Consider the following 20,110-nt stretch of genomic DNA (forward strand, 5'->3'; position numbering starts at 1 on the left):
CCTTATCAAGAAGAAGCGAAGTGGGTTGCGGGTATTCTAGTGGTAAACCACACAAAATGGCATCGGAAATAGTAAGTTTATGCGTAATTAGGTCGAGAACAGCATCAAGCAAACGTTTTCCAACTGAAAATTGCGTCTATTTTCACCATTTCGTTTAGTCGAAGGCGCTAATTTCGTCATTTTTTCGTCAAGTAATTGATCTTACGCAGCGATACGTTCATCTAACGGCTCTCCCCTATATTCAGGCAGCAAAGCAAACGCTAGAATCCCCTCCAAATTTTATTTGGCAAAACAGGAAACGGCTTCTGATGACTACTCCAACTCAGTTTGAACTTTATGACATCCTCAAAACCTATGAGGACAACTACCAAAATGGTCCATTCTTTGATGCCAAATACCCGACTCGTCCAGCGGTAACACAGACTCATAAAATCTTCGACTTTGAGGTTAACTCTCGTCTTGGTGTTCCTGCGGGTCCTTTACTAAACAGCCACTGGTGTGATGTTTACGCGAAGCTAGGTTTCGATATTCCGGTATACAAAACAGTAAGAAGTGTTGAGCGCACCTGTCACCCAGCACCAAACTGTGTCTTCCTTGATACCAACGAACAGTTCAACAACCGCGACATCAACACAGCTATCCACCCAGGTGCTCGCCCATCACTCGATGAAAAAATCACCATCACTAACTCGTTCGGCGTACCTTCTCTAGCGCCATCGGTGTGGATGAAGGACATCGAAGAAGGCAACCGTAAGATGGGTAAAAACCAGCTTATGATTGTTTCGGTAAACGGCACTCCAGGTCTTGCAGAGCGCGATCTTGTTGAAGACTACGGCTACGTATCATCAATGGCGAAAGAAGCTGGTGCTAAAGTGATCGAAGTGAACTACTCATGCCCGAACCTAGGCGGAAGCAAAGAAGGCGCGTTGTTCTCTGACCCAGAAAACTCTGCTCTAGTGTCTAAGAAAATCCGCGAATCTATCGGTGACACACCACTTCTTATCAAACTAGGCTGGATGCCAGCAGAACAGCTAGAAAAAGTCATTGAAGCAAACCGTCCATTCGTTGATGGTTACGCTGCAATCAACACCATCCCTCGCCAAGTAGTGACACCAGAAGGTGTTGCAGCGCTACCAGGCGAAGGTCGTCTGCAAAGCGGTACGTGTGGTTACGCGATTGGTAACTTGGCTGAAGAAGTCACACAGAACCTAATCGATCTTCGCACTAAGTGGAAAGATGACTTCGTTATCTGTTCGGTAGGCGGCATGATGAATGCTGAAGACCTACACCGCCGCCTAGATATGGGTGCAGACATGGTAATGAGTGCGACTGCAGCAATGTGGGACCCGTACTTGGCGCAGAAATTCCATGAGTACAAGTAAGCGTTTTAGCTAGTTGAGTTAAGAAGGCTATTGGTGCTAAGAGTGGTGCCAATAGCTTTTGTTCCTTTATCAGCGCGCGTGTTCTAAATCCGTGCGTTCCTTATGAAATCACACATTTTTCAATCATGCGCCAGCCAATATAGATAGCTGCCCCACCCAGCACTAACTCGGAAAGAATTAAGAAGAAAAACAGAAGCCACTTGTTCTCATAGTAAATATTGTTGAGAGTCCGAGTGTAAAACGCTGGAACAAGACTTCTCCCGACGTAGATAACAATCGCGATAAAGAGAATAGAATTAACGAGTTCTGTGTTGGTTATGCAGCTAAACATAAAATGCCTTTACGATTTACCCAGATAGGGTGTCAGAAACTCGCTAACTTGCTCACTACACAAACCAACCTCCACCTCTACTCCTGCTTCCCTTAGAATTGCTATGCCTTTACCGCTATTGCGGGGATCGGGGTCTAACATGGCTACGACCACCTTCTTGATCCCGGACTTAACGAGTGTCTCTGCGCAAGCTGGTGTTCGGCCTACGAATGAGCAAGGCTCAAGCGTCACATAAGCTGTGATGTTGTCCATCGGACCTGTGTATTTGTTTAATGCTTCTACTTCCGCGTGATTGCAACCGATGGGTTGTGTGAAGCCTTCCGAGACGATTTGATCGCCGTCAACGAGGACGCAGCCGACTGGTGGGTTGGGTTTGCAGTTTGGGAGGGCGGATTTTGAAACTGAAAGCGCTTTGAGCATGTGGGATTTGGGCATTGGGGTGTGTCCATGTAGATAAAGCTAATTTTTGGCTTCAGAAGTCGATTTGCAAACAGTCTACTAAAGCAAGACGTCCTTAACACAGTAGGTTGCGGTGTTATGAGTAGATGTATAGCAGGTTAAGTTTGTCTTTAATATTAAAGGAGACAATATAATGCCTTTATGCTCGTTCACTAAAACTGATGAACTCTCTTTGTCGGTTTGGACTGAAACGGCTCCACCACTTTCTAAATCTATATAGACTTGATGTGAGCTAGTATTAGAGCAAACTGATACGGTGCAGGACTCTTCGGTATCCAAATCAGTGGAAATGGCAAGGCAGCGGGCTAGCAGTTCATGGCAGCCTGCCCACGTATTTGCACTGAACATTATTATGAAGATACTGAGTAAGTGTTTCATTTATATAAATCCGATTGGTTTGTATAGCTTTCAACGAAGGTGTGAACCACGCTTTGGCTGTATTTCATTTCGACTCCATAGTCGTTTATATGGCAACTTTTTACCCTTTCCAATTTCTTCGTTTCTCTCGGGTTCTCAGCCACAAGAAAATGTCCAAAACAACAACTAAAACTAGACATGTAAGAGCCAGCATGTTGTGACTTTGGTGTGTTAGACCAGGAATTGAAATCAAAGAATACATTGGACCAAGCTCGCCTGAGTCTGTGAAAAATATTGGGAACAGTATCAATAAAGCGTTCGAAAGCCCCCCAATATACGAATTTAATTCCCTTTCTCGGTAGTCAATCCAGTAATGAGTGACAAGGTGGAATATTGCAAGAGCGATCCAAACTGGGAAAAATCGATAGAAGAGCAACACTGTCCCCCAACCATAGCTGGCTGTTTTTAGCGCAATCGCCACAACTAGAGCTGCAAACGCAACGTTTAGACCGTTTTCTTTAAGTAGCTTTTGCTTATTCATTCGCATGGACCTAAGCTCAATAATTTTAAGCTTAGCACGCTAGATGATTGTGAATCTGCCTAACGCTAAGCTAGGTGCAGCGAACCGACTACTGAACCCAAGCAAGGCCACGTAAACACTGAAGCCAATTGAGCTAAAAATGCCAAAGGTTTAGCTGTCACTCTTAAGCAATTTGTTTGGTGCTACGATGCTAATTCGTCCATAACGCATTGCTATGCGTATTTTCCGATGATCTCAAAAAGATCATCGACTGTACGTGCTATGTAATCAGGTTTACACACCCAAGACTCTGGTACTGAGCGACTGTACGCTGCCGCCACTGCAATCACACGAGATTCTCCGCCAATTGCAGTTTGTAGGTTACGCGCAAATTTTACGTCTGCTTCATGGTCTCCTATATACATAAAACACTGAGAGTTCGTATGACCGAAAATTGAATCAATGCATTTGAGACCACCAAGTGCGTCAGGCTTTTGGTTCCCATTGGAAACATCGTTGTAACCTACTATCGCCTTAAAAGGTGCGGCTATCGAATTGTTCTCCAGTAAGCGGCGAATATTGTTTTGCGAATTCTGCGAGCAAATACCATGAGGAAGATGAGAAAACTTTGTGACCACGTCTTTGATGCCTTCAAACAGCATTACTTCCGTTGTATTTTTTTCTTGATGCTCCGCCCACATCCCTCCAGCAGTCAACATTTCCTCATGTGTTAACCCGTAATAGTCAACGTAAAGTTCTTGCCAGTTTTTAGCACTATGGTTGGCTTCATGATACGACTCTTCGTCGCGTAAATACTTAGGCAAAAACTCTCCAGTTAAATGTGGTGCGACAACGGATAAGATAGCTTTTGTAATATCAATATTCTTAGGGACTGAGTTTACAAGAGTTCCATCATAGTCCCATAACACCGCATCTAGTTTCATTTTTACCTCTACACTGAAACACCAAATCTGAACGTACAATTTACTTCAAAATGGCGAATTCGCATAACGCATTGTTAAGGTCTGAGCAACGCAATGCCGCTGCATTCCACCTTAAACACTAAAACTCACGCGTAGCAAAAATACCACGCGTTGCGAACACTCTTAAACAGAATGTTTTACGCATTTCAAAGAACTCCGGAAGGTAAGTTTATATATTTCTTTCCCGATAGTAAGTCATCAAGTAATCCATTGGGTATCGACTCTTGATCATCAAAGCGCATGATGAACGACAGGCTGTTTAAGTCTACCTTAGGGCGAGCATACTCTTCTTCTCCAAGTACAATCTGCATCCCAAGCATATATAGTGACGTGTCAGTATATCCAATACCATTTGACGCATAATATGTTGTGATAATTATCGGGACTTCCCTATCTGCAATTTTCACAAAGCCGCTTTCTGGCTTTACTGATTCTAGAAAAAGCTCTTCTAAGTCAAACATAACTGCACCCATTCGTAACACCTGTCCGTCAGAGGCTATAGGTACAGGTTCACCATAGATCTTTGATGGAAAGACAACTTGCCCTTTCATAAAATGAGCGCTATCTGAAATCGGTAAAACAGACATACTGAACTTGTCCTCTCCAGAAAACACACCCTTTAGTATTAATAACCTTTCCTGCTTGTACTGAGCTATTGCTAACTGATTAGCTTGATACGAGAAAAAAGCACTGATGCACGAGATAAATACCGCAAATATTGAAATCAATATAGGTAGAGATTGATTTTTAGCCAATTTAACAAATCGGCTTTCACTAGTTAGTCCTGTGTCTTCTTGTTCCTGAGTTTGGTCGCTCTTATTCATAAATCTCACTTAAAAATTGGCACTTTACTAAATGCGTATAACGCCCGGTTAAGTGGTGAGTGACGCATCACCGAACTAAAGTTAAACACCGTAATCGCATAAGCCAATATTGCCCCAAAAGTGCCAAGCGTTACGAATCCACTTGAACCGTTTGTTAAATTACTTGTACGGGAATTCATCAGCTTCATATAGAGTTAAATCACTACCATCTTCAATACTAACATCGGTGAACTCAATAATAGCCTTATTAGTTTGATCGTAAGAAAACATAATAGAAGTATTATAAGTTTCATCAAAAGTCACTTCTGTGGTGAAGGTAGGTATATAAACATACTCTTTATCTACACTATCCCAAATTGCATGTTCATAGTCTTCTCCTGATATGTCAGCCGAGATATTGAACGATACTTGTAGAGAAACATATGCATTGTGATCATCGACTTCTATGACATGGATATCATCGATGTTGATTCGATTTAACGCAACCCCTGTAACTTTAGCATAATTTCTACCTTCAAAAACAAAGCCTGAGTTCATGAACTCTTCTGATACAACCTCCTCTATCCACGATAGGTCTTTGTCAATACACTCGTGGACTACAGAAGTTAGTAGTTGTTCTGCTTGGTTATATATTTCGAGAAACTCAGAGATAGTTTTAAGGCTATGGCACTGTTCTGATGTATCGCAGTAACCGATCAAGTCCCCATCACCGCTAATGACATAAACTTGCTGCTCATTGGCGTTAAGCCAAGCTTGTAGGCTTAATAACGATATTGCATCAGGAAACTCATCTTTTTTCTTTCCTTCACTAAATGGGAACTTAGCGTCAAAATACCTTGAAACTAACTCTTTTACACTACATTGCTCTGCATCCAGCACCTTTACATTACTTTGGAATAAAAAGGAGTTCCAGCCAGCGTGGACTTGATCCTGTATTGACTTGTCATTGAAGCCTTTTAGAGCTTCAACAAGCTCATTTGGTACACCACTTTCAATAAATGCGAGCTCTTTAGTAAATCGTTTTTTCGAATTGATGACCTGCTCACTTTTCTCATTCAGCTTACTTTCAACTTTACCTTTAACTATCTCGGAGATATAGATATTGATTAAGGAGTATTCTCCTAGCTTTGATAGCTTTTTCAGTACACCTGAATCAAAGCGAAAGCCCTGTTGCATGAATGACTGAGTGTCTATGAATACATTCCTAGTTTTCATAATATCCTTACTTTATTCGTAGAAGCCTGAAAAGTAATTTAACGCCTTGTTAAAAAGCAGCTAACTACCACCAACTCAAACAAGACCACCGAAATCAACCGAACCAAAATCGCCGACTGTTAGCTGTCTGATTGAACAATTTGTTATGTGCGAGTCAGCTCATCCCAGCAGCTTACACCTTCGATATCTACCACTACATTCTCAACTTTTCTAGCTTTGTAAAAGGGGTCTGAGCCACAAAACATTAAACCACTATAGGGTATGCCATCACGCCTGTGGTATTCAGCAGGGTAAGGATTATTCCTTCTGCTTTTTGAGTAGTGCAATTTTTCGTAGTTTGAACACTCATTTACTAAATACAGTTGTTCCATGAGTTCCAAAACTGTATCGGAAGACTTACGGCCACTTATGAATGTAACTACATCACTTTCTCGTCCATCTGTGTACTCGCGGGTGATTAACCAAGCTTTTGTTGCTTTAAGAGTCGATTTGATTCTGTGCTTATGGCGTTGAATCCGCTTAAGCTCCTGATCTATTTTGGTTGAATCACAATGATTCTCTTCTAAAAACGATTTAGCTAATTCGAGTACTTTCCTCATAGGAATGTTTTCACGTATGGCTGTATCGAACATTGCTTTAGCCCGCTTGCTATCAAGCGGGTGAACACCGAATTCAAAGCTAATATCGGAAAAGCAACGTTTAAGCAATGTTTCAAATTTCATAAGATGAACCCAACTTTTTATCTAGCACATAACGCCTTGCTAAGGTGCAGCTAACTGCCACGAAGCCTAAACAAAGCCACCATAATCACTAAACCCAACCGAGCCAAAAATGCCAAAGGTTAGCTGTCACTCTTAAGCAATTTGTTATGTGATTCTCGCAACAATTTCCCCTATTGTAGCTTTTTGGATAGGTTCACCAAAAGCAGGTTTGGTGACAACGAGAATATTGCCATCCAGTTCTAGCCCTTCACTTACCGCGCGGTTTACGTGGTCAAACACTCTTTCCATTGAGCTGTTTACACAATGGAATATAACCAACTGATACTGGTAATTAACTCGTAGTTCAGATAGCTTTTCTAAGTCACTGATTAACTCACCATATGACAAATGAGGTGTAGTTTTTACTTCAATTGCTGCAATTTGATTATCAAAATTACCGGGAGAATGAAATAGAAAATCTGGCATCCTTCTCGTTTGTAGAGGGATTACTTCCATGATTTGCGCAACATCGTCAGTAAGGAGCGACTTTACAAGCTCTGAATGCAAAAACACGCCCTCAATTGCCCCATGCTCCCTTTCAAAGCCATGCATCGCTACACGAATGTAATGGTATAACTCGTAACAATAGACTCGTTCAGCGAACCCAAAGTACCCGTTTCCAACCCTATTTATAGCGTACTCAAACCAGCCCAAAAATAGACGTGAATTCATTTATATGCTCCAATCACATAACGAATGACATGGATTCCCCCTCCCGAGGATCTACCACACTCTTGTGGTACTTGTTAGAACCGGAGACACCATGTCTGATTATTCGTATTTTGGCGGTATCGACTTAGCTAAGAACCACTTCAGTCTTCATATCGTTGACCAAAAAGGCAAAGTTATTCTATATAAGTCAGTTACACGCTCTAAGTTGTTGACTACCATATCAAACCTTCCGCATATGCGTATAGGCTTGGAAGCGTGCGGTGGTGCACATTACTGGGCGAGAACTCTCAACAAGCTTGGCCACGATACACTCATAATGGCGGCTAAATATGTCGCTCCATACAGAACTAAAGGAAAGAACGACCTAAATGATGCCGTCGCGATATGTGAGGCTGTTCAACGTCCTGCGACTCGTTTTGTTCCAACAAAATCACCTGAGCAGCAGGCTATATTGTCGGTACATCGTATGCGTGAGCACTGGGTTCGCGAACGAACAGCTATTATGAACCGCATTCGAGCTTTGCTTTCTGAGTTTGGGCTTGTTATACCCGTCGGGCGCTCGTCATTAATGAAGCAGGTTCCACTTATTCTCGAAGATGCAGAAAACGAACTGCCTCAACTGGCTAGAGTCGTCCTCCATGACGCATACGAACACCTTGATGCTCTCAACCAACGCATTGCGGATACCGAACAGACATTCGAGTCCTTCGCTAAGATCAGCGATAACGTTCAACGCATTATGAAAGTTCGAGGGATCGGCCCTCAAACCGCGACCGCCATATTAGCCTCTATAGGTAATGGTGCTCAGTTTGATAAAAGCCGGGATTTCTCTGCCTAGCTCTGCTGAGCCTCCAAGCAATGCTCTTCAAGCGGTAAGTTTAGCCTAGTGAGAACAACCACACATGGGGACAAGTGCTTTGGAAAAAATGATAGAAAATAAAGGGTATTGATAGCAGCTTTGGTCTAATTACGATGTGTTTGCATTTTATTACAGCAAGCGAGGTATAAGAGTTGATGTAACCTCGCTTGCATTAGATTAGTTTAGTCAGTGATACGCTCTAGTACTGAGCTGTCTGTATGGGCAAACTCGCTGTCATAAATATCGAGAATGGTGGATTGTGAGTACGTCAATGTATCACCATCGATTTTAATGTTCATAGAGAAGCCAGTTGTGCTGGCATTTTCCAACATGAAGTTTGACTCAGCAATGCCTCTTTCCGACATAATCAATGTCATCTCATTTCCTGCTGCACCTTCTGCTGTTACACATGTGGTTCTTGGGACACAAAAGGAGTTATAGACGATCTGATTTTCTTGGTCATAAATAAAATAGCCACGTTGGTCGTGGAACTTACTGTCATCAGCTTTTCTAAACACTTCTTGCTTATAGTAGAGTGCTACCAATGTTTGCTCGCTCGCATTAACAGCATCCGCAGCAACTTCAAACGTCATCGTCTCATAAAAAGGCGTGATTGCCGGTGCTCCTTTGCCTTGTTCAGTTCCATCTTGCGCTGGGGAAATATCCACTCCTCCACTCTCCACTGATTTCCAAGTACCAACAAGTTGCGCAAGTGGACCAAAATCCATGCCATCGATAATGTTGTGGTCTGCATTTGAAGTGAACGGCACTAATGCGAGAGATGACAATGCTAATGTGATTACATTTTTCATTATTGCTTCCTTTACTTTTGGGCTGTTATAAATCTTTTTATTATGCAGCTATATTAATAAACAGAAGCCGAGCGAAATTTAATCGAAATCAGTTTTCGGGGTGATAAACAATTAATTTTGAAACAAAACATGACTATCAATAAGTTGGTTTTGCATCGTTTATGGGAAGTTCTAGGGTGGGAAAAATAGAAGGGCCTTAGTGTAGAAAACCACTGACTTAGCTGTGTTCAAAAAAGATAAATGACACATCAGAGCGTGGCAGTTGAAACGACACTATCAATTCCAGTTCGTCCGCACTCGTATTTCAAGAGTCGAGTGCAGCTACAGGAAACTAAGGAAAAATTCCGTAATTTTTCTGAAAGTCAGGGTTATACGGAGTGGCGAACATAAGTTTGGAGCACGTGGTGAGTAGATTCCTGCCTGCGCAGGAATGACGGTATGTTGGAGTTTTGGCGTGCCTGCGCAGCGGTGACGGTTCCTTGGAGAGTTGCGCGGCTAAAAGTGCGGGAAGCTAGAAGGTCGGTGGCGTGGCGGCGCTGATTAGTTCACATTCTACTTTGCCTTTATTGCGGAAGCGGTGAGGCTTTCTAGTTTCGAAGTAGTATGAATCGCCTGCTTTGAGCACGCGAGTTTGGCTGCCGACGGTGATTTCTATTTCGCCACGGATGACGACACCGCCCTCTTCACCGTCGTGTTCGATGAAGTCTGTACCTGTGTCGGAGCCTGGTGGGTAGATTTCGCGGAGGATGGCGAGTTGTCGGCCTTCGCGTTTGGCGCCGACGAGCAGCATTTTGATTTTGCCGTCACCTAAGTCTGCCATTTGTTCGGCAGTGAAGAAAATGTCATCTTTGGGTTCGACGTCTAGGGTGAAGAACTCGCCCATTGAGATTGGGATGGCATCAAGAATTTTCTTGAGTGAACCCACTGATGGGTTCACCAAGTTTTGCTCTATTTGAGAGATCATGGAGTTGGTGACACCGCTTCGCTTGGCGAGTTCTCGTTGTGACAAGCCGCGCATTGTGCGAATCGTTTTTAGCTGTTTCCCTACATCCATGTCTCTCTCCCTAAATTAAGCTGTGATCTCAGCAAGTTATTTCCGTTTACTGCTGGCTCATCTTCATTTCTAGAAGCCTACGCTTTTCTGCCTTTGCCATCAACCACCACGCGATAAATGTGGCACAGGAGACAGCGAGTATAGTGAGTGTTGCCAGCGCGTTGATCTTCGGACTCACCCCTAACCTTACACTGGAGAACACCACCATAGGCAAGGTTGTCGCACTTGGTCCAGACACAAAGCTCGCAATCACCAAGTCATCGAGCGACAGGGTAAACGCCAGTAGCCAGCCCGCTAGAATCGCTGGTGCAATAGATGGCAGCGTGATTTGGAAGAAGACCTTCCAAGGTGGCGCTCCTAAATCCATCGCGGCTTCTTCGATTGATCGGTCGACCTCTTGAAGCCTTGAGCTTACAACTACAGTGACATAAGCCGTACAAAACGTCACGTGGGCTATCCAGATGGTCATCATGCCACGTTGGCTGAAGATATCGAACACCTGCCCCATCGCGATAAACAGCAGTAGCAGAGACAAGCCGGTAATCACTTCTGGCATAACCAATGGCGCGGTAATCATAAAGGCGAAGCCCGTCTCGCCTTTGAATTTACCGAATCGGTTAAGGACGAAGGCGGCGATGATGCCAAGAACCACCGCAGCACTGGCTGATAAGAACCCGATGATAAGGCTGAGTTTTACACCACCCATTAGCAAGTCATCTTGCAGTAGCTCAGAGTACCATTTGAATGAGAAACCTGACCAAACTGTTACCAAGCGGTTTTCGTTAAACGAGTAGATGATCAGAATTAGAATTGGCAGATAAAGGAACGCAAAGCCCGCGCCCAATATCACCCATTTAAGTTTGCTGTTGTAAACTGGGATGTCGTTCATCCTTGAGCCTCCAATTCACGTTTTTGATAGCGGTGGAACCATAGAATTGGCAGCATCAAAATGAGCAGCATGACTATGGCGACGGCGGATGCCACAGGCCAGTCTCGGTTGTTGAAGAACTCTTGCCACAACACCTTACCGATTAGAACCGTATCGGGACCACCCAATAGTTCTGGGATAACAAACTCACCCACGGCTGGGATAAACACTAACATTGAGCCTGCAATGATACCTGCTCGTGTAAGCGGTACTAGAACCGTAAACAGGGTTGTCATTGGCTTAGCACCTAGGTCGCTCGCGGCTTCAAGCAATGAATAATCCACTCGCATAAGAGCGGTATATAGCGGTAGCACCATAAACGGCAAGTAGGTGTAGATAATGCCAATATAGACTGCAGTATCTGTGTGCAGGATTTGTAATGGCTCATCGATAACGCCAGACATCATCAGCACGTTATTAAGCAGTCCATTGTTTTTAAGGATACCGATCCATGCATAGACTCGAATCAAGAAACTGGTCCACGATGGCAGAATAATCAGCATCAAAAGGACGTTTCGAGTACTTGGTGAAGAGTGAACAATCGCCCAAGCAATCGGAAAGCCAATAATTAAACACAGTACCGTCGAGATAAAGGCGATGCGAATCGATTGAATGTAAGACGACGCGTAAAGGTCATCTTCAATCAGGTACTGGTAGTTGCCTACATTGAGCAGCAGTTGCAACTGTTGCTCCGCATAGCTCAACAGCTCTGAATACGGTGGAATCGAAATCTGTGCTTCTGCAAAACTGATCTTAAACACGATAAGAAAAGGCAGCAGGAAGAACAGTAGGAGCCATCCGTACGGCACGGCAAGTAGCAGACACTTAGGTGTCGGTACCACGCTCCAAATATTAAGTTTGGCTGGTTTCTTCATATCTTGAGTACCACACAACTTTCCTTGTCCCAGCAAAGATTGACTCTTTGCTCCCATGTAGGCATTCCTTTCCTAACACGACTGGTATTTTGCAGTGTTGCGGTGACCAGTTTTCCTGAGTCGAGCCTTACGTGATAGATCGACTGATTACCCATATAGGCTATGTCTTCGACGAGTCCACTACAATGATTCGGCGACGGATTCATATGATCGCACAATGTGATTTTCTCCGGTCTCACAGCAATCGACACGGGGATACCCGGCGCGCCAGAGATACCGTGGCTGATAGAGATAGGATTGCTCATATCTGGTGTGCGAACAGTTGAATGGTCAGCTTCGTTAGTTTCAAGCACACCTTCAAAGATGTTGACCGAGCCGATAAACTTGGCCGCAAATTTGGAGTTCGGGTGCTCGTAAATCGACTCTGGCGAGCCAATCTGTACAAACTGCCCTTTATTCATAATGGCGATGCGAGTTGCCATGGTCATGGCTTCTTCTTGGTCGTGGGTAACCATCACACAAGTCACGCCGACGCTTTCTAAAATATCGACCACCTCGAGTTGCATCTTTTCTCTAAGGTTTTTATCTAGCGCACCCATTGGCTCATCAAGCAGCAGCAGTTTTGGTTTTTTAGCTAAGCTTCTCGCCAGCGCGACACGCTGTCTTTGTCCGCCAGATAGTTGATGCGGTTTACGCTTGGCGAAATCGGTCATTCGTACCAGCTCGAGCATGTGCTTCACCGTCGCGTCGATCTCTTTGCTTGGCATGCCGTCTTGTTTGAGACCAAAGGCGATGTTCTTCTCCACCGTCATGTGTGGGAACAGCGCGTACGACTGGAACATCATGTTCACAGGTCGTTTGTAAGGCGGAATGTCTGCCAAATCTTCGCCATCAAGAATGATTTGACCTGCAGTTGGTTGTTCGAAACCTGCAAGCATGCGCAGTAGTGTTGATTTACCGCAGCCAGAAGCGCCTAACAGCGCGAATAGCTCGCCTTGATTGATGGTGAGATCAATGTTGTCCACGGCGACGTGACCATCGAAATCCTTAGTCAGACCTCGAATTTCTAGAAGTGGTTTCGGTGGCACTGGGGCAACGTGTTGATGGTTGAGCTCTGTATCGAGTGACATCACTGTCATGGTAGTCTCCAAGCAAACGCGGCGACCCAAGTTGGGTCGCCAAATAGTACTAATCAGTTTTTAAGGAAGTCGGTCCAAGCGCGAGTCATGGCACGAGATGTTTTGTGTGGCAACATCTTCGAGCTATATAGCTTCGCTTGCGCTTCTTCTGTTGGGTAGATTCCTGGATCTTCAAGAATCTCTGCGTCGATAAACTCACGCGATGGTGGGTTCGGGTTCGCATACCAAACGTAGTTACTGATCTCAGCAATCACTTCCGGACGAAGTAGATAGTTAATAAACAGGTGAGCATTCTCTGGGTGCTTCGCCTCTTTTGGAATCGCCATTAGGTCGAACCAAGCGAGTGCACCCTCTTTCGGAATTGAGTACGCGACTTCTACACCATTGTCTGCTTCAGCGGCGCGATCTGCCGCTTGAAGGACGTCACCAGACCAACCGATCGCGACACAGATATCACCGTTTGCTAGGTCATTGATGTACTGTGATGAGTGGAAGTAAGTCACGTATGGACGAACTTGTTTAAGCAGCTCCAAAGCGTCTTTCTTGTAGTCGTTTGGATTGGTACTGTTTGGATCTTTGCCGATATAGTTGAGCGCAGCCGCCATGATTTCGGTTGGCGCATTCAAGAAGCCCACACCACACTTGTTGAGTTTTTCCATGTTCTCTGGCTTGAACACAAGGTCCCAGCTGTCGACAGGTGCATCTTCTCCAAGTACTGCTTTCACTTTCTCAACGTTGTAACCAATACCCGTCGTACCCCATAGGTAAGGGACTGAGTAGTCGTTACCTGGGTCTACAGTGTCTGCAAGAATACCCATCAGTTTCGGATCAAGGTTCTTGTAGTTGGTCAGCTTAGACTTATCGAGCTTTTGGAAAGCCCCCGCTTTCGCCTGACGACCTAAGAAGTCGTTACTCGGTACAACTAGGTCAAAGCCTGTATTGCCCGATAAGATCTTCGCCTCTAACACTTCGTTTGAATCGAATACGTCATACACGACTTTGATGCCGGTTTCCGCTTCAAACTTCGCAATGGTGTCTTCCGCGATGTAGTCTGACCAATTGTAAATGTTGAGCACTTTTTCCTCAGCAGCAAAAGATGTCATTGAGGTAAGCCCCATTGTCATCCCTAACGCTACACCAAAGTATGCTTTTGCTTTCTCCATTTGGATCTCCGTTTCCTGTTTGCTCTTTGGTTAATACCTTTGTTGTGTTTTTCTGGTATTGGGTGTCTCGTCGGCTACTGCGAAACGTCGGCGAGTGTTTTATCGAGTGCGAGTTTTGCTTTTTCGATGAACTCATCGATCTCGTCTCGGGTGATAATGAGCGGTGGCGAACAAATCATGGTGTCCCCTACCGCTCGAAGAACGACACCTGAGTTAAAGCAATGCTCGCGACAACGCGTACCTACATCGAGGTCTTTGTGGTATCGCTCATGAGTCTGTTTGTCTTTGACCAGTTCAATCGCACCAACCAGACCTTTACTTCTTGCTTCACCGACCATTGGGTGCTCTAAAAGCTCACTCCAACGTGAAGCAAAGTAAGGGGCGGTATCTTCGCGAACTTGGTTGATGATATTGCGGTTCTGCATCTCCTTGATATTGGCGATGGCAACTGCACAGGCCGCTGGGTGACCTGAGTAGGTAAACCCGTGCGCAAACTCAGTGTCTGCATCTGTCAGCACCTTAGCAACGTGGTCGCGAACCATCACACCACCAAGTGGCAAATAGCCCGAGGTAATGCCTTTTGCCATACACATTAGGTCTGGTTTGATGTTGTAGGTTTGGCTAGCAAACCATTCGCCTGTTCGTCCGAAGCCACAGATCACTTCATCAGCAATCAAAAGAATTTCGTATTTGTCACAGATGCGTTGAATTTCGGGCCAGTAGCTGTCTGGCGGGATAATTACACCACCAGCGCCTTGGATAGGCTCAGCGATAAACGCAGCGACATTCTCTTCACCAAGTTCAAGGATCTTCGCTTCAAGCTGACGTGCGCGTTCCAAGCCAAACTCATTCGCATCCATACCCTGACCTTCACCGAAGTGATATGGTTGGTCGATATGAGTAATGTTTGGCAATGGCAAACCACCTTGCGCATGCATAAACGCCATGCCACCCAAGCTTGCGCCCGCCATAGTACTGCCGTGGTAGGCATTCTTACGGCTAATGATGGTTTGTTTGTTTGGCTTACCTAGGCTTGTCCAGTAATGACGAACCATGCGAACCACAGTGTCGTTACACTCAGAGCCCGACCCAGTAAAGAACACATGGTTCATGCCCTCAGGAGCTACTTCAGCAAGCAGCGTCGAAAGCTCAACAGCAGGTGGATGCGTAGTCTGGAAAAACAGATTGTAATAAGGCAACTCCTTTAGCTGGTTAGTCGCCGCTTCAATAAGAGGCTCACAATTGTAGCCCATATTCACGCACCAAAGACCCGCCATTCCATCTAAGATTTTATTATCGTGCTCATCATAGATGTAGATGCCTTCTGCACGAGTAATCACACGTGAGCCTTTGTCGTTTAGTGCTTTGAAGTTAGTAAATGGATGGAGACAGTGTGCGCTGTCTTGCTCTATCCATTTTGATCCGTTTTGTACTGACATAAATTAATTTCCATTTCCTGCTGTTTAATTGATGCTCTTTTCGATAGCGTTGCCTTAGTTACACGTTTAAAAGTAAGAATTCTCGCTCCCAAGAACTGATGACTTGGAAGAAGGTTTTGTACTCCTTGCGTTTGATTGCCACATAAGCCGATACAAATCGATCGCCTAGGATTTCGCGTAATTCATCGCTGTTCTCTAGCAGAACCAATGCATCCTCTAGATTATGAGGAAGCGAGTATGGTTCAGTCGTCATGTCGCCTGTGCTCTTCTCCGTTGGCGTGAGTTTTTCTTTCATGCCAAGGTAGCCACACGCTAAGGTCAAAGCCATCGCCAGATATGGGTTAGCATCTGCGCCCGCGTAGCGGTTTTCTAAACGTCTTGAATCGCGGTCAGATACTGGAACACGAAGACCAACAGTGCGGTTGTCTTCACCCCAAGCGACGTTAGTTGGCGCTGAATCACCAAACACCAAACGGCGGTACGAGTTCACGTTTGGAGCAAAGAACGCGATCGCTGCTGGCGTGTATTTCTGCATGCCACCGATGTAGTTCATGAACAGTTCGCTGTTTGAGCCATCTTCGTTGGCGAATAGGTTTTTACCTTTGTCATCAACTAGGCTTTGGTGAATGTGCATGGCACTGCCGGGCTCATCTTCCATCGGTTTTGCCATAAAGGTCGCGTACACATCGTGTCGTAGCGCTGCTTCACGTACCGTGCGTTTGAATAGGAAAACCTGGTCTGCTCGGTCTAGTGGCTCGCCGTGGTCAAAATTAAGCTCCATCTGGGCTGCGCCAGACTCATGGACTAGAGTGTCTACATCCAAACCCTGCGCTTCGCAGTAGTCGTACATGTCTTCGAAAATAGGATCGAACTCGTTAACCGCATCGATACTGAATGACTGTCTTGCTGTTTCTGGGCGACCATTGCGACCAATTGGTGGCTCAAGTGGGTAGTCCCAATCAAGGTTTTTCTGAACGAGGAAAAACTCCAGCTCTGGCGCGACAACTGGGTGCCAGCCTTCTTTCTCGTAAAGACTCAACACACGGCGTAACACAGCACGTGGTGAGATATCGACTGGGTTACCCTCTACGGTGTAGCAGTCGTGGATCACTTGCGCCGTGGGCTCTTTGGTCCAAGGTACAAATCGAATTGTGTTTTGGTCGGGCTCCAGAGTCATGTCCTTCTCGGTCAGGTCGATCATACTTTCATCGTCTGGCCAATCGCCGGTCACGGTCTGGAAAAAAACCACTTCGGGAAGACGCATGCCCCCTTCTCGAAGGAATTTTTTCGCTGGCATAATTTTGCCTCGAGCGTTGCCCGTGATATCCGGGATCAAACACTCAACTTCAGTAATACGGTTCTCTTCTATCCATTTCCTAATCGTTTCCATAAATCCTTCTTTTCGTTACTCGCTCAACGAATTTATCAATAAGCTCCCATTTAGCATTGGCACCGACCTGTATAAATGTCAAACAAAGATGTTAATTATTTTGCAACTTTTGAGATGACGATTAACATTTTAGATACATTAGTGTTGTGTTTTACTGAACATTGTGTCTATGGTTAAAAAGCAGCCAACAAGGTTGAGCTCAATTTAGGGCTTGATATATAAGGAATCGTTGGGAAAAGTGGAGGAGCCACAGTGGGAACGAGTCAACTTGCGAGTAGCGCAGACAACATCGAACCAATTCAACTTGGTCACGAAAAGCTTACAATTGAACGATTTATTGAACAGCATCCAGACGTCACCAGCTTGGATTTGATCCTGTTCGATATGAACGGTGTTGTTCGTGGCAAGCGTGTCCCCATCACCCAACTCAACAAAGTTTTGGAACAAGGTATTTGTCTACCCGCTTCGGTATTCGCCCTGGATATTTGTGGCGAGACGGTAGAAGAAACCGGACTGGGTTTTGAAAAAGGCGACGGTGATAGGATCTGCCGAATGGTGGCAAGCTCACTCACTACCACGCCGTGGCAAGAGAACAGCGCGCAAGCGATTGTGACTATGTTTGAACCAACCTCAAATCAACCATTTTTTGCCGATCCAAGACACGTACTCGAAGTTCAGCTAGAAAAATTTGCCAGTAAAGGACTCAAACCTTGCATCGCAGTTGAGCTTGAGTTCTATCTACAAGACCTTGAACCCGACGAAGCAGGCAACCCACAACCACCATTGATGCCAATCAGTGGTGAACGCATGACACAAACTCAAGTCTATTCCCTAGAAGAGCTCGACGAGTTCAAAGCCTTCCTCGATGAGATCATCAGCGCCTGTGAAGAGCAAAATATCCCAGCTGAGAACATCACAGCCGAATATGCCCCTGGGCAGTTCGAGGTTAACCTAAAGCATACTGATGATGTTCTACTCGCTTGTGACCAAGCCATGCTGTTAAAGCGCGTGGTTCGAGCGGTCGCCAAAAAACACGGCTTCTACGCCAACTTTATGGCCAAACCTTACACCGAATACGCAGGCAACGGCTGTCACGTGCATATCAGTTTGCGAGATGAAACAGGAACCAATGTCTTTGGTGAAGATGAGAGCGTTCTTCTCAATGCGATTGCGGGCGTACTAGCACACCTTGAAGATAGTATGGCGATCTTCGCGCCTAACGCTAACTCTTATCGAAGGCTACAGCCTAATATGTTCGTGCCGTTGCACGCGACTTGGGGCTGGGATAATCGAACCGTAGCGGTTCGAGTACCTGCAAGTGGTCAATCAGACAAACGTATCGAGCATCGACTCTCTGGTGCCGACGTAAACCCCTACCTCACTGTCGCAGTGTTGCTCGCGTCTATTCTCGACGGCATCGAAAACAAACTCACTCCACCAGAGCCAATTGAAGGCGATGCAACATTGCTCGAGCTCCCAATGCTGCCTATCTCTTGGGATATGTCACTGCATGAGTTTGCCAACAGCCAGTTTATGAAACGTAGCTTTGGTGAGGAGTTCTGTAAGGTTTACCTCGCAAACAAAAAACATGAGCAAGCTCGCTTCTCGGCGCAAGTCTCGCCATTAGAATATCAGTGGTACAAGTAAAGTAAGGATACAAAATGAAAGTGAAGCACACAGACTCTTATTACGCGGCATCGCGAAATCAGCAATTCGATTTTCCTAAACTGATGGGAGATCATGTTGCCGACGTCTGTGTTATTGGCTCCGGCATCACCGGAGCCACCGCCGCACTCGAACTTGCCAACAAAGGCTTTAAAGTAATTGTCCTTGAAGCCAATCGTGTTGGCTGGGGCGCTTCTGGAAGAAGTGGTGGTCAAGCCATCTTTGGTTGGGCATCCGAGCAAGACACCTTAGAAAAGCTGGTCGGCAAATCCGATGCAAGAAAGCTCTGGGACATTTCCGTTGAAGCGTTAGCGCTGACCAAATCCAACATCAACAAGTACAACATTGATTGTGATTGGCGAGATGGCATGGTGCATGTCGGTGTTAAGCCTCGCCACGATAAAGAGCTTAAAGCTTGGTATGACGATCTCACCGAAAACTACGGCTATGAATCGCTCGAGATGTGGGATCAAGAAAAGACGCATCACCACATCGCAAGCCAAAAATACACATCTGGTATGTTCGATAGCAACAGCGGCCATCTGCATCCACTCAATTACACGCTTGGCTTGGTAAACGCTGCCAAACAGGCTGGCGCAGAGTTTTATGAAGAAAGTGCAGTGACCAAAATCGAGCATGGTGACCCAGCTACCCTATTTACTAAAAACGGCACAGTGAAGGCGAATCACGTCATCCTCGCTTGTAACGCCTATATGGATGGTTTAGAGACCAAGTTAGAGAACAAAGTGATGCCTGTTGGCACCTATATTTGTGCCACCGAGCCTTTGGGTGAAGACGTTACTGGCGCTTTAATGAAAGATCATATCGCCGCTTGTGACATCAACTTTGTCTTAGATTACTTCCGCTGCTCCGGCGATCACAGGATGCTATTTGGCGGACGAGTCAGCTACTCTGGCGTGGCACCGTTTAATCTCGAAAAAGCGATGCGTGGACGCATGGTGGATATATTCCCTCAACTCTCAGATGCAAAAATCGATTATGCCTGGGGCGGGAATGTCGCCATCACCATGAACCGCGCGCCCCACTTTGGGCGTCTAAAACCCAATGTCTACTTTGCACAAGGTTTTTCCGGTCACGGCATTGCGGCAACGGGGATGGCAGGTACACTAATGGCAGAGTGCGTTGCCACAACGGCAGAGCGCTTCGCGATTTTTGATAAGATCCCGCATATGCCGTTCCCGGGAGGAAGATTGTTTAAGACTCCAGCATTGGTGTTGGCGATGTCCTACTATCGAGTAAGAGACATTCTTTAGAATATTTT

Annotated in this window: 18 protein-coding genes and 1 pseudogene; 4 read left to right on the forward strand and 15 right to left on the reverse strand. The window is 45.4% G+C overall.

The annotated features are described in order from the left end of the window. Positions 1 to 308 precede the first annotated feature (308 nt). Complete coding sequence (locus LY387_RS16800) at positions 309 to 1,382, forward strand: hypothetical protein (RefSeq protein ID WP_234496919.1); 1,074 nt, start codon at positions 309 to 311, stop codon at positions 1,380 to 1,382. Between the two features lie 340 nt (positions 1,383 to 1,722). Here the strand turns inward: LY387_RS16800 and LY387_RS16805 are convergent, their stop codons facing one another. The 7 genes from LY387_RS16805 to LY387_RS16835 all read right to left on the reverse strand — a co-directional run bounded on the left by LY387_RS16805 (position 1,723) and on the right by LY387_RS16835 (position 7,504). Then, entirely contained in the window at positions 1,723 to 2,148 is a 426-nt protein-coding gene (locus tag LY387_RS16805) for a bifunctional diaminohydroxyphosphoribosylaminopyrimidine deaminase/5-amino-6-(5-phosphoribosylamino)uracil reductase RibD (RefSeq protein ID WP_234496920.1), read from the reverse strand. Positions 2,149 to 2,650: 502 nt separating this feature from the next. Further along, entirely contained in the window at positions 2,651 to 3,070 is a 420-nt protein-coding gene (locus LY387_RS16810) for a hypothetical protein (protein ID WP_234496921.1), read from the reverse strand. A 212-nt stretch (positions 3,071 to 3,282) separates the two neighbouring features. Continuing rightward, positions 3,283 to 3,993 carry an HAD family hydrolase gene (locus LY387_RS16815; protein WP_128650634.1) on the reverse strand — a complete coding sequence of 237 codons (711 nt, stop codon included), beginning with the start codon at positions 3,991 to 3,993 and terminating at the stop codon, positions 3,283 to 3,285. Positions 3,994 to 4,178: 185 nt separating this feature from the next. Next, positions 4,179 to 4,856 carry a hypothetical protein gene (locus LY387_RS16820; protein ID WP_234496922.1) on the reverse strand — a complete coding sequence of 226 codons (678 nt, stop codon included), beginning with the start codon at positions 4,854 to 4,856 and terminating at the stop codon, positions 4,179 to 4,181. 159 nt (positions 4,857 to 5,015) lie between these two features. Further along, complete coding sequence (locus tag LY387_RS16825) at positions 5,016 to 6,071, reverse strand: PIN domain-containing protein (protein WP_234496923.1); 1,056 nt, start codon at positions 6,069 to 6,071, stop codon at positions 5,016 to 5,018. 143 nt (positions 6,072 to 6,214) lie between these two features. Then, positions 6,215 to 6,793, reverse strand: coding sequence for a hypothetical protein (locus tag LY387_RS16830; RefSeq protein WP_234496924.1), 579 nt, complete (start codon positions 6,791 to 6,793; stop codon positions 6,215 to 6,217). 144 nt (positions 6,794 to 6,937) lie between these two features. Then, complete coding sequence (locus LY387_RS16835) at positions 6,938 to 7,504, reverse strand: hypothetical protein (protein ID WP_234496925.1); 567 nt, start codon at positions 7,502 to 7,504, stop codon at positions 6,938 to 6,940. 91 nt (positions 7,505 to 7,595) lie between these two features. Here LY387_RS16835 and LY387_RS16840 point away from each other — a divergent pair. Beyond that, a pseudogene (locus LY387_RS16840) lies at positions 7,596 to 8,417 on the forward strand (IS110 family transposase); the annotation flags it as partial. A gap of 128 nt (positions 8,418 to 8,545) precedes the next feature. Here LY387_RS16840 and LY387_RS16845 read toward each other — a convergent pair. The 8 genes from LY387_RS16845 to LY387_RS16880 all read right to left on the reverse strand — a co-directional run bounded on the left by LY387_RS16845 (position 8,546) and on the right by LY387_RS16880 (position 17,163). Beyond that, positions 8,546 to 9,175, reverse strand: a complete 630-nt coding sequence (locus LY387_RS16845) for a heme-binding beta-barrel domain-containing protein (protein ID WP_234496926.1) — start codon at positions 9,173 to 9,175, stop codon at positions 8,546 to 8,548. Positions 9,176 to 9,686: 511 nt separating this feature from the next. Next, positions 9,687 to 10,229: a cupin domain-containing protein gene (locus LY387_RS16850; protein ID WP_042471294.1), complete on the reverse strand. Its 543-nt coding sequence runs from the start codon at positions 10,227 to 10,229 to the stop codon at positions 9,687 to 9,689. A gap of 46 nt (positions 10,230 to 10,275) precedes the next feature. Then, positions 10,276 to 11,118, reverse strand: coding sequence for an ABC transporter permease subunit (locus LY387_RS16855; protein ID WP_042471290.1), 843 nt, complete (start codon positions 11,116 to 11,118; stop codon positions 10,276 to 10,278). Further along, a complete protein-coding gene (gene potH, locus LY387_RS16860; RefSeq protein WP_042471288.1) occupies positions 11,115 to 12,032 on the reverse strand; it encodes a putrescine ABC transporter permease PotH in 918 nt (305 codons plus the stop codon). The genes LY387_RS16855 and potH overlap by 4 nt, the downstream gene beginning before the upstream one ends. Then, complete coding sequence (gene potG / locus LY387_RS16865) at positions 12,029 to 13,171, reverse strand: putrescine ABC transporter ATP-binding subunit PotG (RefSeq protein WP_042471286.1); 1,143 nt, start codon at positions 13,169 to 13,171, stop codon at positions 12,029 to 12,031. The genes potH and potG overlap by 4 nt, the downstream gene beginning before the upstream one ends. Before the next feature lie 53 nt (positions 13,172 to 13,224). Continuing rightward, positions 13,225 to 14,334 (reverse strand): extracellular solute-binding protein, encoded by a 1,110-nt coding sequence (locus LY387_RS16870; protein ID WP_286036919.1) that lies wholly within the window; start codon positions 14,332 to 14,334, stop codon positions 13,225 to 13,227. Positions 14,335 to 14,408: 74 nt separating this feature from the next. After that, positions 14,409 to 15,773, reverse strand: a complete 1,365-nt coding sequence (locus tag LY387_RS16875) for an aspartate aminotransferase family protein (protein WP_234496927.1) — start codon at positions 15,771 to 15,773, stop codon at positions 14,409 to 14,411. 58 nt (positions 15,774 to 15,831) lie between these two features. Then, positions 15,832 to 17,163 (reverse strand): glutamine synthetase family protein, encoded by a 1,332-nt coding sequence (locus LY387_RS16880; protein ID WP_234496928.1) that lies wholly within the window; start codon positions 17,161 to 17,163, stop codon positions 15,832 to 15,834. A gap of 288 nt (positions 17,164 to 17,451) precedes the next feature. Between LY387_RS16880 and LY387_RS16885 the strand changes: the two genes are divergently transcribed. Both LY387_RS16885 and LY387_RS16890 read left to right on the forward strand, forming a co-directional pair. Continuing rightward, positions 17,452 to 18,810, forward strand: a complete 1,359-nt coding sequence (locus LY387_RS16885; RefSeq protein WP_419153479.1) for a glutamine synthetase family protein — start codon at positions 17,452 to 17,454, stop codon at positions 18,808 to 18,810. Positions 18,811 to 18,824: 14 nt separating this feature from the next. Further along, positions 18,825 to 20,102, forward strand: coding sequence for an NAD(P)/FAD-dependent oxidoreductase (locus LY387_RS16890; RefSeq protein WP_234496930.1), 1,278 nt, complete (start codon positions 18,825 to 18,827; stop codon positions 20,100 to 20,102). Positions 20,103 to 20,110 lie beyond the last annotated feature (8 nt).

The sequence above is a fragment of the Vibrio maritimus genome, from assembly GCF_021441885.1.
GTDB lineage: Bacteria > Pseudomonadota > Gammaproteobacteria > Enterobacterales > Vibrionaceae > Vibrio > Vibrio maritimus_B.

Excerpts from the sequence above, each read along its gene's own strand:
- LY387_RS16830 (WP_234496924.1), bottom strand. The coding sequence starts at position 6,793 with ATGAAATTTGAAACATTGCTTAAACGTTGCTTTTCCGATATTAGCTTT.
- potH (WP_042471288.1), bottom strand. The coding sequence starts at position 12,032 with ATGAAGAAACCAGCCAAACTTAATATTTGGAGCGTGGTACCGACACCT.
- LY387_RS16820 (WP_234496922.1), bottom strand. The coding sequence starts at position 4,856 with ATGAATAAGAGCGACCAAACTCAGGAACAAGAAGACACAGGACTAACT.
- LY387_RS16805 (WP_234496920.1), bottom strand. The coding sequence starts at position 2,148 with ATGCCCAAATCCCACATGCTCAAAGCGCTTTCAGTTTCAAAATCCGCC.
- LY387_RS16880 (WP_234496928.1), bottom strand. The coding sequence starts at position 17,163 with ATGGAAACGATTAGGAAATGGATAGAAGAGAACCGTATTACTGAAGTT.
- LY387_RS16850 (WP_042471294.1), bottom strand. The coding sequence starts at position 10,229 with ATGGATGTAGGGAAACAGCTAAAAACGATTCGCACAATGCGCGGCTTG.
- LY387_RS16815 (WP_128650634.1), bottom strand. The coding sequence starts at position 3,993 with ATGAAACTAGATGCGGTGTTATGGGACTATGATGGAACTCTTGTAAAC.
- LY387_RS16855 (WP_042471290.1), bottom strand. The coding sequence starts at position 11,118 with ATGAACGACATCCCAGTTTACAACAGCAAACTTAAATGGGTGATATTG.
- LY387_RS16890 (WP_234496930.1), top strand. The coding sequence starts at position 18,825 with ATGAAAGTGAAGCACACAGACTCTTATTACGCGGCATCGCGAAATCAG.
- potG (WP_042471286.1), bottom strand. The coding sequence starts at position 13,171 with ATGACAGTGATGTCACTCGATACAGAGCTCAACCATCAACACGTTGCC.
- LY387_RS16870 (WP_286036919.1), bottom strand. The coding sequence starts at position 14,334 with ATGGAGAAAGCAAAAGCATACTTTGGTGTAGCGTTAGGGATGACAATG.
- LY387_RS16800 (WP_234496919.1), top strand. The coding sequence starts at position 309 with ATGACTACTCCAACTCAGTTTGAACTTTATGACATCCTCAAAACCTAT.
- LY387_RS16835 (WP_234496925.1), bottom strand. The coding sequence starts at position 7,504 with ATGAATTCACGTCTATTTTTGGGCTGGTTTGAGTACGCTATAAATAGG.
- LY387_RS16845 (WP_234496926.1), bottom strand. The coding sequence starts at position 9,175 with ATGAAAAATGTAATCACATTAGCATTGTCATCTCTCGCATTAGTGCCG.
- LY387_RS16875 (WP_234496927.1), bottom strand. The coding sequence starts at position 15,773 with ATGTCAGTACAAAACGGATCAAAATGGATAGAGCAAGACAGCGCACAC.
- LY387_RS16810 (WP_234496921.1), bottom strand. The coding sequence starts at position 3,070 with ATGAATAAGCAAAAGCTACTTAAAGAAAACGGTCTAAACGTTGCGTTT.
- LY387_RS16825 (WP_234496923.1), bottom strand. The coding sequence starts at position 6,071 with ATGAAAACTAGGAATGTATTCATAGACACTCAGTCATTCATGCAACAG.